Below are 13,912 nucleotides of genomic sequence, written 5' to 3'. Positions count from 1 at the left end.
AACAATATGAACAACAATATTACCAAAACGAAAAAATGATAGAGGTGGGCACTGTCTAATATTTTGGCGAGGATCAAGCGAGTCCCTTCCTGTCATTCTGATTTGTGGTCCAACCGATATGCGTAAATCCATTGATGGCTTGACGGCTATCGTTGCGTACGACTTAGAACAAGAACCATGTTCAGATCGTTTATTCGTCTTTTTCGGTCGAATCAGTAATCGGCTCAAAATCCTGCAATGGTCTACTAATGGTTTTTGGCTGCATTACAAACGCTTAGAAAAAGGAGTATTTCAATGGCCCGGCATCGAAGATGCGCAATTGTCTTTGCAGGTATCGCCAAGGCAGGTCAATTGGCTACTGGATGGCTTACCTCTTAGTCTCGATTAAGCCCACCCAAAAATAACCTACCGTTATCACGAAATTTAGCACGCTCATCTGCTCATGATTGGTATAATCTATGCCATGAAAATGACGCTGAATGACTTACCTGATGATATTGATTTGCTTAAGAAGCTATTGCTTGAGCAAGCGAAGCTGTTGTCAGAAAAAGAAGCTCTGTTGGGTGAAAAGAACGAGCAAATTTACCATTGGAAAGCAGGCTATGAACGTCTCCTACAGTAATGACGTTTGGCACAACATCGCCCCAATCGCTGACGCCATTTAATCAGATTGGTCGGATGATATGGCAGTTTATTCATGTGTTGCAGATACATCAGACCTGTCATCAGGCGAGTCGGTAACGCAGCCGCACCTACCGTAGCAAAGTGATGATCCAGTTCACGATCCCAATCGATTACCTTCGCCAAACGTACCAACCGATGGGTCGAGCTGACGATATCCTCCAATCGGGGGCTGAAAGCTTTTTCTTCGTTTTCATAAATCAACGATTCTGCAACGTTTTGGGCTCTGGAGGGCAAAAAAGCGGGTCTGCCATGTTTGATGGTCATTATAAACCATTGTTAATCATATGGTTGTGAATTTTTCAGGATCGACTAACTAACTGGGTGTAGTGCAATAATGGTTTGTGTTAGCATGGTATAGCTATGTTTTGGGTAAATGATTTAGCTATAGATGTGTGGCAATGCAAAACTCATCATGGTATGCGTGGTGGAGGCTTTCAGTACTCTAATACCGCGATTGAAACTGCCTTGATGATGGAGGGGACTTTCTCTATGCCGTTACCTGCACTGCAAGGTTTTTTTGAATTGGCTTTCAAGCCAATGGATGTTACACTAATATAGGTAAAAGTTCAAAGACAATTTACACCAAATATAGCAATAAAACGAGAGGGCTATTCGATATTTCGTTATTGATTCGACAGACCTTAAAGTCTTTGGTAAATGTAAAGTAAGAAAGCAGAACATGGCGCAAAGCAGACTTAGCTATTGATGTGGATACTCACGAAGCTATTAGTACGGAAGCCAGCCTTGTCAATGTTGGCGATATTGAAGTGCAAAGTCTTGCTAGAGCAAATCATAATGAAAATAGGAAACAAATTGGGTAATGCTGCATCTAAAATCGAAGTAAAACCATACTCTTCACTCTATGCCTCTGAAATATGCGATTTGTTTCATTCGTCTATTCATGCTATTGATACCGATATTTACAGCAAAGCACAGCAAGAAGCATGGTGCTCAACACCACCAGATTATCAGAAGTGGTTAGAACGTTTAAATAACACTCAGCCTTGGATGGCTATCTTTGGCTCAAGCCTTGCGGGGTTTGTTGAACTTGGAGATGATGGTTACATAGACTGTCTGTATGTGCATCCTGACTTTCAAAAGCGTGGCATAGCTAGAAAACTCTATGACCATGTGCTTGACTTGGCCCACCAGAAAAAGCTTACACAATTAAGTGTAGATGCTTCAAAAGTGGCCATGCCAATTTTCAAAAAATGGGGTTTTAAAATAAAGCGGGCTAACAAAATATCCAGAGAAAATCAGGTACTGATAAATTACCATATGTATAAACTACTTTGATTTTTATTGAGACCTTTGTACAGTAAAGCTTCACTCAAACTAAATTTTTAACCGCGCTTTTTTGAGGCATTTGGGCTTATATTTAGATCTAAATACCTCTAGATAAGTTACTATTTATTGCCATTTCCCTGTTTTAGGCACAACTTTCCTGCTGTACAGATAACCCTCGTTTGATATCAAAGTTCAATAAGCTGCCTGAAAGATGAGCTTGGATTAGTTCTGTCAATGGAGTTTCAAATTAAACCGTATTTACGAAACCAAAGAATAAGTAGAAAACTTTATGAATAGAGGTGGGCACTGTCTAATATTTTGGCGAGGATCAGTTCTTGGCATGATGAATCGAGTTATGGTTGTTTTTTGCAGAATTATTATAACTCACATCATGCCGTCTAAAAAATAATCACGAAAGATCAACACGCCCTAATATTTTTATAATTAATGTTTTTATTATTTAGGCTTTTATCGATTAATGATTTGCATCACTTTGCCAGCCATTTTTAGCTAAAGGAAAGAAACCGACCCCAACCGCAATTAACGCTACAAAAGAGATGTAAATACCAGCACCAAGATAACTATATTGACCTAATAAATGTTCAGGGCTTAATAGATAAATGGTTAATGTTGGTGTAAATGCACTAAATAGCGCATAGGCTAAATTATACGAAAATGACAAACCCGAATAACGAATCGCAGGAGGGAAAGCTCTTGTACCAACTATTGCTGTCATTGCAACAGAACCAATAAATAGCCCAAATACAGCCCAAAGCGAATAAAGTTTAGTTAAGGACATATCTGGCGACAAAGAGCTATAAAATACAATGCTCATAATAGCAAGTCCGCCCCAGTTAATTAGCATTGTTTTGGTTGTACCTATTTTATCTTCTAACCAACCAAAAATAACGCAACCGATAGTCAAAGTTAGTGCAGCAATACAACCACCAATACGCCAATCAAGATTAGCAAAATGGTACATGCCACCTACAATACGACCCGGTGTAATCAAAATACCCACCATAATTGCCGTCGACAACGACCAAGTCAAAAGAGCCACAATTAGGCAAGCTGTTTTATGTTTTTGAAGCACGGTAACGACAGGAATATTCTTTTCAATTGCTTTGCGTGCCGCTAACTCTTTAAAGATAGGTGTTTCAGATAAAAATCGACGTAAATAAACCGAAATAACGCCAAAAATACCACCAATAATAAACGGAATACGCCAAGCATAATCTAAAATATTTACGGTGGTAAAACAAAGATCAATAATGATAGTCACAATAAAGCCAAGTAAAATACCGCCAGTAATACCTGAAGTTAACGTACCGATACCTAAACCATAACGTTGCTTTGGCACATGTTCAGCAATGAACACCCAAGCTCCTGGCATTTCACCACCAATTGCGGCACCTTGAAGCATACGCATTACTAATAATAACAGAGGTGCAAAAATACCAATCACTTCATAAGTTGGTAAAACACCAATGATAAATGTTGGTAATGCCATCATAGCCACGCTTAAGGTAAACATCCGCTTACGTCCCACTTTATCACCAAAGTGCGCCATAATTATGCCACCAACAGGACGAACCAAATAACCAGCAGCAAAAATACCCCATGCAAATAAATCTAACGTTAATGGCGATAAAAAATGCGGTAAAAATAGTGGTTTTACAATGGTATCGATGTAAAGCGCATAAATAACAAAATCATAAAATTCTAATGTACCACCCAAAGAGGACAAAACTAACGTTTTAAAATCCTGCCGATTTAATGGTCGAGCACTAGGCTGCCATTCCGCGTTGATTACAGACTGACTCATGGAAAAACCTTATTATTAAATTAAGTTAGAAAATAAAAAATCTATCTTTTATTGATTTAAGTTAAAAACGTGAGATTCATTCTGCCACAAAAAAAAGGCTTTTTTTTCATCATAAAAAAATTTAATGTATGTAACAAAACTACTTATTTGATTTATAATTCAACTAATCGAAGCTTAAAAAATATAAATCACGATAAAGCATAATCAATAATGGATAAATTGGATAAAATTTGATGACAAATAGCAACAAAGTACGCTGTAGTTGGGTTTTGGATGACCCAATATACATTCATTACCACGATAACGAATGGGGCAACCCCCAATATGATAGCCTTAAACTATTTGAAAAAATTTGCCTTGAAGGGCAACAAGCGGGATTATCGTGGATCACTGTTCTGAAAAAACGAGATGAATATCGACGTTGCTTTTTTAATTTTGACCCACACAAAATTATTCAGCTAACGCCTGAAGATATTGAACATCTTTTAAAAAATAAAGGACTAATTCGTAATCGTTTAAAGCTAAATAGCATTGTAAAAAATGCTCATGCTTATTTAAACATGCAAAAAAATGGTGAAGATTTCTCGCAATTTATCTGGTCGTTTGTTGATAATAAACCAATTATTAACCATTTTAATGATAAAAGCGAAGTTCCCGTAAGTACTGATATATCAGAAAAAATGTCAAAAGCGCTAAAAAACAAAGGTTTTACATTTGTTGGTTCTACCATCTGTTATGCTTTTATGCAGTCCATGGGATTAATTAACGATCATTTTGAAAATTGTTATAAAAAATAAAGGAAAAAATGGATGATAGCAAAATCAATAAAGTATGGTATAGCCTTAATATTAGCCTATTTCATTATTGCTAACATTGCGATTTATATATCTTCGTTGCAAAAACCAATAAAAAATGCCGATACCTTGGTCGTATTGGGAGCCCAAGTGATTAACACACCAGCCATAGCTTCTTCAACCTTAGCCGAGCGTTTAAATATTGCCATAAATTATTTACAAAATAACCCACAAACCAAAGTTGTTGTTTGTGGCGGACAGGGCAAAAACGAATCTGCAACTGAAGCTAGTGTAATGGCTCAATATTTAATTGAAAAAGGGATCGATGCTAATCGAATTTATCAAGAAGACAAATCAACCCGAACAGCCCAACAATTTATCTATGCAAATCGTATATTACCTTTAGGCAAAACGGTTGTGGTAACCAATGATTTTCATTTATTGCGATCGCTAATGCTTGCTAAACGTTCAGGAATTAACGAAGTATCAGGCTTAGCGGCGCCATTAGATTTGACTAAAAGAGATAAATATATCGCATTAATAAGAGAACCCCTAGCACTAGCAAATTCTTGGTTATTCGACCATCCAAGCGATAGTACCCCCCCTGAAAACCAATTACCCAGTCAACCATCTAGCTAGAATTATCGGCGCATCACGGCAAAAGCACGGGTAACTACTGTTTTTGCCCTGCGTCCATGATATCATTAATTATTGAAATTTAAATCAGCTACAGATAAATATGAAATCAGACACAATTGTTGCACAAGCAACACCACCAGGTCGTGGTGGCGTAGGTATATTGCGCATTTCTGGACCCCAAGCCCAAGCCGTGGCTCAGGCAGTATTAGGGCAAATACCCAAACCAAGGTATGCGCATTATCTTCCTTTTTTAGCTACTGATGGTTCAATCTTAGATGAAGGTATTGCGCTGTTTTTCCCAAATCCACACTCTTTTACAGGCGAAGATGTACTTGAATTACAAGGGCACGGTGGTCCAGTTATTTTGGATCTACTTTTAAAGCGTATATTAGAACTTCCTAACATCCGCATTGCAAAGCCGGGAGAGTTTTCAGAGCGTGCATTTTTAAATGACAAGCTAGATCTGGCTCAAGCCGAAGCTATTGCTGATTTGATTGATGCTAGCTCAGAACAAGCGGCAAAATCGGCAATATCATCTTTGCAAGGAGTATTTTCTAAAAAAGTGAATGCCTTGGTTGAATCCTTAATTCATTTACGCATATTTACCGAGGCAGCAATCGATTTTCCTGAAGAAGAAATTGACTTTTTATCTGACGGCAAAATAGAAGCACAGCTTAACCAAGTAATAACTCGTTTAAGCGAAGTTCGCCAAGAAGCTAAACAAGGAACACTGTTACGAGAAGGCATGAAAGTAGTCATAGCAGGGCGTCCTAATGCAGGAAAATCAAGCTTACTTAATGCGTTAGCTGGGCGTGAAGCTGCCATTGTGACCGATATCGCAGGCACCACGCGTGATGTACTGCGTGAACATATCCATATTGATGGCATGCCACTACACATTATTGATACCGCAGGTTTACGAGAAGCTAGTGACGAAGTGGAACGAATTGGTATAGAACGTGCTTGGCAAGAAATTGAGCAAGCTGATCGTGTATTATTTATGGTTGACAGCACAACCACAACAGAAACCAACCCAGAAAAGCTATGGCCTGAATTTATTGAACGCTTACCTAAAAATATGCCAGTAACCGTAATTCGTAATAAAGCCGATTTAACAGGCGAAAAGCTAGGATATAGCGAAGTAAACGGCTACTCACTCATTCAACTTTCGGCACGAACAGGCGAAGGCGTTACCTTATTGCGCGAACACCTAAAACAGGCCATGGGCTTTACTAGCAGCACTGAAGGTGGATTCTTAGCCCGACGCCGCCACCTTCAAGCACTTGAAAAGGCAGCCGAGCACTTAAATAATGGTAAACACCAACTAGTCACCTTCCATGCTGGTGAATTGCTTGCGGAAGAGCTAAGATTAGCGCAAGAATCCTTAAGCGAAATCACAGGAGAATTTACTTCTGATGATTTATTAGGCCGTATATTCAGTTCGTTTTGTATTGGTAAATAGGTCAAACATTAATTCTACGCTAAATAGAGTCTATAAAGCAGAACATTGCCTAGTTGTTGGTACATTCCAATATCAAAATGTGCTGACAACTAAGAAAATCAGCATCTCAAGTAAGAATTTTTTATCATGAACAAATTAAAGCTAGCATGTAATATTTAAATGCATTCAAATAGGCTTAAACAAAATATAAAATTCCCAAAGATACTTTATAGCGAATTAATTTCACTAAAACAAAAAATCAAATAAAATCAATATCCTACCTAAGCGATTTTAAAGCAAAAAACACATCGATAGCACCACAATATTAATAAGTTTGCCTTATCAGAGCGCCAAAATATACCGATAACGAAATAAAGCTAGCACGTCAAACTGGGTTGTTGGGCGTGTTTGTGTTTTAGATGTTATCAGCAATATTAATTATTCCGCAAAAATCAAAAAGTCCTAAAGCTAATACCCTATTTTAATTATAAAATTCACCTATCTCTAAAGCCAATCGTTTTCATCTTTACATTTCTTTACAAAAAAGTCCGCCAAAAAACTAGCCAACTATTTTATAAATGGTTATACTTTCATCGCTTTAGAAAGGTAAGCTTATTAAATAAGCGAATAATTATAAAAAATCTAAATAAAACAAAATATTACTTGACAGGTGGAACAAAATGCAGTACCATTTTAGGCACAAGGCACAAGGCACAAGCACTGGCAAACCTATGTCTTAAATTTATCAAATAATCCTATTCGACGAGTTTTTACCCGAAACTTATTTATATCATCGAAATTATCCACAAAACTATCTTTAAAAATCCCATTGGCATTAGTGCCGTTGTTGTTATTGCCGTACTCTTTAGAATCGCAGGCATTATCAGCCACAACTTCTGAGTGCATTCACGGTACTGCACCTTATTTAACCTTTGATGGCGGTGTTACTAAAGTGACTAAAACAGAGGACTTATTAGGTATTAAGTTATCAGATGGTCGAACATTTACATCGCAAAATAATTCTTCATCACCGACAGCGCCAATTGAGTTACCTAATGTAGGGGATACTTTTGCTGATATTGAAATGATAGTTCCGCCATCAAGTGACTCAATAAATATAAATGACTTAGTAACACAAGGTAAATGGGGCGATGATGATGGGGATGGACAAGGAGTGGATGGAGTTAGCGCATCAGGGAGTATATCGTTAGTAATAAAGGATAAAGATGGCAATACCGTTAATCGTAGTGATGCATTAAGTCTATGTAAAGCACCTTATAAGGTAACCTTAGATAGTTCAGGGGGTGCTTTAGAGACTCGTTATGGCATGCCGAATAGTAGTAGGCTTTACGGAGGAGCAGCGGAGTATTATATCACTTTGCCGCCACATCCTATTATTTGTTCGGTCAGACCGAATTTGGTGTTTGGTGGCACAGTAGGTATTGAAGCTTGGGATAACCCACGTTTTGCTGGTCCAGCTAGTATATGGAATTCTGAGAAGGGTTTTTTAGATGTATTTACAAACTCATCATCTTACGACCGAAATTTTCCAACTACGGGGGCAGATGGGTTGTATTTTGATTTAGTCATAGTTGGAGTAGATGCAAGTCAGTTGAGTTGGTCTGTATATACAAGTGGTGATATAAGTGCAACGTTGAGATGGACAAGGCCACTTTCAGGGACATTCACGGACCCAGAAGGGAATACTATACCAGCTGATGAGTGGATTACTGATAAGTCTAAGAATGTAACACGAGTAACGTTGAATGGTCCAGAGGCAAGGAGCTGGTGGAGCAATTCTAATCCAAACCGAATTACCGTCCCATCTTTGCCACAGACTTTTGAATTGGTGGGAAGGGATAATAATGGTAATGAGGTAAGATATGGATTTAAGTTGAGGCAGTGGTTCGTCAATCGGGGTGGTCAATTGAAAACTTATAGTGACCAGTTAGCATGGTGTAATAGTTTGGGTTATCGCATGCCGCGGGTAAGGGATTTAACCAATGCAGTTTGTTCTGGTTGGGGTTCAGGAAGTTGGTGTCAAGGCGCATTAGGCAGCACGCCGTCATCAAGTAATAATGCTTACCAGCGTCATATAGGAGCTGGGTTTTTCACGGAGTGGGGAGCAATGTACGGCTACGCTGATGCGGGCTTCATCAACACCTTAAAATATTACTGGACAAGTGACGCAAGGGGTAACAACCAGTTCAATGTCTCCTCGCTCGACGGCTACGTCGACAACAACAGTGTTTCCTGGAGCTATTATGCGGTTTGCACCACCCCTTAGTAATATTTGCGAGAAAGGTGGTTATGGTGTCTGAGAGGACAATATAGGCAAGAATAAAGCCCTGGCCGCAAGTTAGGGCTTTTAGCAGGTAAAGTCAGCGAGCCTAACGTTTTAATAGCGCCCGACCGATACGACTTAAAAGCTTGCACTTTTGTTATTAACTGACTGTTATTAACAAGTTGTTATAAAATAGCTATCATCAAATAACAAAAGCGCTTTTATTTAAAAGCCAAATTCAACGTAATAAAAAATAGCTAGCCTATAATTGTTTGATTTCATTTAAAAATAAAAAATTTAATAAAATTAATAATCTACCTAAGCGATTTTAGAACAAAAAACACACTTATAGCTCCACAATGCTAATATGCTTGCCTTATCACAGCATCAAAATGTGCTGATAACGAAGTAAGTTCAGCACGCTAAACTGAGCTGTTTGGTGTGTTTGTGTTTTAGATGTTATCAGCAATATTAATCATTCCGTAAAAATCAAAAAGTCCTAAAGCTAACACCCTATTTTAATTATAAAATTAACCTATCTCTAAAGCCAATCGTTTTCATCTTTACATTTCTTTACAAAAAAGTCCGCCAAAAAACTAGCCAACTATTTTATAAATGGTTATACTTTCATCGCTTTAGAAAGGTAAGCTTATTAAATAAGCGAATAATTATAAAAAATCGAAATAAAACAAAATATTACTTGACAGGTGGAACAAAATGCAGTACCATTTTAGGCACAAGGCACAAGGCACAAGCACTGGCAAACCTATGTCTTAAATTTATCAAATAATCCTATTCGACGAGTTTTTACCCGAAACTTATTTATATCATCGAAATTATCCACAAAACTATCTTTAAAAATCCCATTGGCATTAGTGCCGTTGTTGTTATTGCCGTACTCTTTAGAATCGCAGGCATTATCGGCCACGACTTCTGAGCGCATTCACGGTACTGCGCCTTATTTAACCTTTGATGGTGGTGTTACTAAAGTGACTAAAACAGAGGACTTATTAGGTATTAAGTTATCAGATGGTCGAACATTTACATCGCAAAATAATTCTTCATCACCGACAGCGCCAATCAAGTTACCGAATATAGGGGATACTTTGGCTGATATTGAAATGATAGTCCCGCCATCAAGCGACTCAATAAATATAAATGATTTAGTGACCCAAGGTAAATGGGGAGATGATGATGGTGATGGACAGGGTGTAAACGGTGTTGTAGCATCGGGAAGTATATCGGTATCATTTACGGATAAAGATGGTAGTGCCGTTAGTCGTGGTGATGCATTAGATATATGTAAAGCACCTTATAAGGTAACCTTAGATATTTCGGAGGGAGCTTTAGCTACGCAGTATGGTGAGCCAAGAAGTAGTACTTTTAGTGGAGGAACAGCGGAGTATTATATCACACCACCTTCACCGCCCGTTATTTGTGCGGTCAGGCCGAATTTGAATTTTGGTAAAAATTCTAATGGATGGGATTTTGCAGGCCCAGCTAACATTTGGAATCCAGCTAAGGGTTTTTTAGTTCAGTCAACAAACCCATCATCTTACGACCAAAACTTTCCTACTACAGGAGCAGATAGATTGTATTTTGATTTGGACATAGGGGGTATTGACGCAAGTCAGTTGCGTTGGACAGTTAATACAAGTGGTAGTCTAAATGCAACGGTGGCTTGGAGGTTGCCAAACCAAGGTACAAACGAAGATAGATGGATTACGGATAAATCAAAATATGTAACACGGGTAACGTTAAATGGTCCAAGGGCAAGTAGTAGTCAGCTAAGTTCAAGTAATCCTGGTCAAATTACCGTGCCATCTTTGCCACAGAGGTTTGAGTTGGTGGGAAGGGATAGTAGTGGTAATGAGGTGAGGTATGGATTTGAGTTGAGACAGTGGTTTGTTCATCGAGCAGATAAAAGGTTTTCTGTCTCTGAGCAGGCCGCTTGGTGCCGTAGTTTGGGATACCATCTTTCACGGGTCAATGAGGTAACTAACGCAGTTTGTTCTGGAGTGGGGGTTAATCCTGCTTACCCTTGTACTGGAGCTGTTGGCGCTACGCCGCCGTCATCTGGTAATCATTACCAGCGTCAAATTGGTGCAGCTTTGTTCACAGAGTGGGGTTACATGAATAATTATGCCGATGCAGGTTTTCTCTATTTCGATCATTGGACGAGTGACGCTATAGGAGGCGATAAACACTTCGCCGTTAACTCAAACGATGGCTATGTGGACAGCAATAAGGACTCTCTCAACAGGTATGGTATTTGTACCACACCTTAGTGTTTATTTTTTAATTTGTAGACGTAGGAGGGCGCTGAGCAGGCAAGGCCAGTGAGCCTTGCGCTTTAATGACTGAAAGCCAAAACAGCTCCCGTTCGATACGAATTAAAAGCTTGTGCTTTTATTATTAACTGGCTGTTATTAAAAAGTTGTTATTAATAGCTATTATCAAATAACAAAAGTGCCTTTCTTAAAAAGCCAAATTCAATGTAATAAAAAAATAGCTAGCCTATAATTGTTTGATTTCATTTAAAAATAAAAAAATCCAATAAAATCAATGACCTACCTAAGTAATTTTAGAGCAAAAAACACACTTATAGCTCCACAATGCTAATATGCTTGCCTTATCACAGCATCAAAATATACCGATAACGAAATAAAGCTAGCACGCCAAACTGGGCTGTTGGGCGTGTTTGTGTTTTAGATGTTATCAGCAATATTAATCATTCTGCTCATCTTTACATTTCTTTACAAAAAAATTGCTAAAAAACTAGCTAGTTTTTTTTTAATAGCTATAATTCTATTTATTATGGAAGATAAGCTTATTTAATGAATAAATAAGTATAAATATAAAGAATTATTTAATGGATGGATCGTAATGCAGTATTATTTTAGACTTCAGCACTGGAAGGCCTATGTCTTAAATCTTTTTAACCATTTAAATCTTAAAAAATTCTTAAAATTTTTTATTTTATCAAATAAATCTGTCGATTCATTTGTATTTGTTTCACGATTAAAATTTATCCTCAAATTTCCAATTCCGTTGTCTTTGCTATTGATGTCGCTATTACCATATTCATTTAGCTTACAGGCATTAATGGTAAGTACATCTAAGGTCATTCATGGTAGTGCGCCGTACTTTACGTTTGAAGGAGGACGAATAAAAGCAACAACGACTGACACGTTATTAGCTATTGAGTTGCCTGATGGTAGTACCATCAGACCATCAACTAATTTATCGAGTCCGACAAATCCGATAACCTTAATTAATGGAAGTGCTTTTAATGATATACACATGGCGGTGCCACAGGGGACAAATTCAATTAGTTTAAATGATTTAATTACTCGAGGTAATTGGGGAGATGATGATGGCGATGGTGATGACAAAGTTACGGCAACGGGAAGTTTGTCGGTTTATTTTGCTGACAAAGATGGTAATGCTGTTAATCGTAGCGATACACTAGATATTTGTAAAGCGCCTTATAAAATAATATTAAGTAGCACAGAAGGTAGTTTAACAACTCAGTATGGAGTGCCAAATAGAAGTGCTTTTGATGATAGTACAGTGCTATATTACATCAAACCGAATTCATCTGGCAGTTGTTACTTTGTGCGATACGTAAGACCAAATCTAAGATATGGTAGTATTACTGATGGTTGGGGGATGGACTTCGCAGGTCCACCTAACATATGGGATTCTAAAGAAGGTTTTCTTGTTCAGGCAACTAATTCATCCGATTATGGACTTAATTTTCCAACTACGGGCTTAGATGGTTTATATTTTGATTTAGGTATTGAAGGTGGAGATGCAAGTCAGTTGACTTGGCATGTTGAGACGAAAGGGGATATAAAAGCGACGGTAAGTTGGAGGAGACCAATCCAATTAAGTGACAGTGATATTTGGATTCCTGAGAGATATCAGGAAGATTATTATGTTGCGCGGGTAACATTAAATGGTCCTAGTGCAAGTCCTAGTCAGCTAGATTCAGATTCTCCTAGCCGACTGAAAGTCCCATCTTTACCACAGACATTTGAGTTGGTGGGAACAGATAGCCTTGGTAATGAGGTGAAGTATGGATTTGTGTTAAAGCAGTGGTTCGTTAGTCGTGGTTTGGACTATTATCATATGTTTGGTTTTGTAAAACAATCAACATGGTGTGATAGTTTGGGTTATAAAATGTCACGGATAAGCGATTTAACCAATGCGAAATGCGGTATTTCGTGGCCGATGATGCCGTTTCCATGCGATGCAGATGGTGCTAAACCTTCTTCAGCAGGTAATTTTTATCAACGACGAATTGGTGCTGGATTTTTTACTGAATGGGGTCGTGTGGGCGATTACGGCGAAAAACCTTCCGCCTTGCAATATTTATGGACGAGTGACTTCTATGCGGTTACGGCTGAAGGCATGGTTATGGATTTTATGGGTATGGGTAAAGATTTTATTGCTGGTCTTATTGCTGATGGTCAGGATATGTTCCAATTTCCTGTTATTTGCGCCACACCTTATGAATAGGGTATGGGCGTTTATGGTGTAAATAGAGGTAATATAACCAAGCATGCAGCCTGTGAGTTAGTTGGGACGCTGAACAAGCAATGACTTTTAGCCTAGAGCTTTTATTATTAAACACGGTTATTAAACCACTGTTATTAAATAACAAAAGCGCTTTTATTAAAAAGCCAAATTCAATGTAATAAAAAACTATCCTATAAACGGTTGATTTTATTTAAAAATGCAAATAAAAACTTCAATAAAATCAATAGTCTACCTGAACTTTTTTAGAGCAAAACACACTTATAGCACCACAATGCTAATATGCCTGCCTTATCACAGCATCAAAATATGCCGATAACGAAGTAAAGTTAGTACGCCAAACTGGGCTGTTGGGTGTGTTTGTGTTTTAGGTGTTATTAGCAATATTAATTATTCAACCAAAGGTCAAAATGTTT

The 13,912-nt window shown here is 38.0% G+C and carries 11 protein-coding genes and 2 pseudogenes; 10 read left to right on the top strand and 3 right to left on the bottom strand.

Annotated elements, in window-relative coordinates; translation table 11 throughout:
* Positions 1 to 228, bottom strand: a 228-nt coding sequence (locus tag ACGH6S_RS11255) for a hypothetical protein (RefSeq protein ID WP_411578922.1), incomplete at its 3' end; no start/stop codon positions are given.
* Between ACGH6S_RS11255 and tnpB the strand changes: the two genes are divergently transcribed.
* Together tnpB and ACGH6S_RS11245 are read left to right on the top strand one after the other, a co-directional pair.
* On the top strand, positions 119 to 388 hold the full coding sequence (gene tnpB, locus ACGH6S_RS11250) for an IS66 family insertion sequence element accessory protein TnpB (RefSeq protein ID WP_411578921.1): 270 nt from the start codon (positions 119 to 121) through the stop codon (positions 386 to 388). The genes ACGH6S_RS11255 and tnpB overlap by 110 nt on opposite strands.
* 75 nt (positions 389 to 463) lie before the next feature.
* Positions 464 to 622 (top strand): hypothetical protein, encoded by a 159-nt coding sequence (locus ACGH6S_RS11245; RefSeq protein WP_411578920.1) that lies wholly within the window; start codon positions 464 to 466, stop codon positions 620 to 622.
* A 20-nt stretch (positions 623 to 642) separates the two neighbouring features.
* Here the strand turns inward: ACGH6S_RS11245 and ACGH6S_RS11240 are convergent.
* Positions 643 to 885: pseudogene (locus ACGH6S_RS11240) on the bottom strand (IS5/IS1182 family transposase); the annotation flags it as partial.
* 150 nt (positions 886 to 1,035) lie between these two features.
* On the opposite strand from ACGH6S_RS11240, the pseudogene ACGH6S_RS11235 reads away from it, so the two are divergent.
* Positions 1,036 to 1,454 (top strand): annotated as a pseudogene (locus ACGH6S_RS11235) (transposase); the annotation flags it as partial.
* A gap of 25 nt (positions 1,455 to 1,479) precedes the next feature.
* Positions 1,480 to 1,980 carry a GNAT family N-acetyltransferase gene (locus ACGH6S_RS11230; protein ID WP_180214384.1) on the top strand — a complete coding sequence of 167 codons (501 nt, stop codon included), beginning with the start codon at positions 1,480 to 1,482 and terminating at the stop codon, positions 1,978 to 1,980.
* 466 nt (positions 1,981 to 2,446) lie between these two features.
* On the opposite strand, the gene ACGH6S_RS11225 is transcribed toward ACGH6S_RS11230, so the two are convergent.
* Entirely contained in the window at positions 2,447 to 3,796 is a 1,350-nt protein-coding gene (locus ACGH6S_RS11225) for an MFS transporter (RefSeq protein ID WP_065589464.1), read from the bottom strand.
* A gap of 233 nt (positions 3,797 to 4,029) precedes the next feature.
* On the opposite strand from ACGH6S_RS11225, the gene ACGH6S_RS11220 reads away from it, so the two are divergent.
* The 6 genes from ACGH6S_RS11220 to ACGH6S_RS11195 all read left to right on the top strand — a co-directional run bounded on the left by ACGH6S_RS11220 (position 4,030) and on the right by ACGH6S_RS11195 (position 13,478).
* Positions 4,030 to 4,593, top strand: a complete 564-nt coding sequence (locus tag ACGH6S_RS11220; RefSeq protein WP_174798640.1) for a DNA-3-methyladenine glycosylase I — start codon at positions 4,030 to 4,032, stop codon at positions 4,591 to 4,593.
* A 12-nt stretch (positions 4,594 to 4,605) separates the two neighbouring features.
* Entirely contained in the window at positions 4,606 to 5,229 is a 624-nt protein-coding gene (locus ACGH6S_RS11215) for a YdcF family protein (protein WP_411578919.1), read from the top strand.
* 100 nt (positions 5,230 to 5,329) lie between these two features.
* Positions 5,330 to 6,691 (top strand): tRNA uridine-5-carboxymethylaminomethyl(34) synthesis GTPase MnmE, encoded by a 1,362-nt coding sequence (mnmE, locus tag ACGH6S_RS11210; RefSeq protein WP_296317207.1) that lies wholly within the window; start codon positions 5,330 to 5,332, stop codon positions 6,689 to 6,691.
* Between the two features lie 817 nt (positions 6,692 to 7,508).
* On the top strand, positions 7,509 to 8,957 hold the full coding sequence (locus ACGH6S_RS11205; RefSeq protein ID WP_174798637.1) for a hypothetical protein: 1,449 nt from the start codon (positions 7,509 to 7,511) through the stop codon (positions 8,955 to 8,957).
* A gap of 872 nt (positions 8,958 to 9,829) precedes the next feature.
* A complete protein-coding gene (locus tag ACGH6S_RS11200) occupies positions 9,830 to 11,242 on the top strand; it encodes a hypothetical protein (protein ID WP_411578917.1) in 1,413 nt (470 codons plus the stop codon).
* An 817-nt stretch (positions 11,243 to 12,059) separates the two neighbouring features.
* Positions 12,060 to 13,478 carry a hypothetical protein gene (locus ACGH6S_RS11195; protein ID WP_411579541.1) on the top strand — a complete coding sequence of 473 codons (1,419 nt, stop codon included), beginning with the start codon at positions 12,060 to 12,062 and terminating at the stop codon, positions 13,476 to 13,478.
* Positions 13,479 to 13,912 lie beyond the last annotated feature (434 nt).

Source organism: Gilliamella sp. BG3 (genome assembly GCF_046635605.1).
Lineage (GTDB): Bacteria > Pseudomonadota > Gammaproteobacteria > Enterobacterales > Orbaceae > Gilliamella > Gilliamella bombi.
This window is presented reverse-complemented; position numbering and strand designations above follow the sequence as displayed.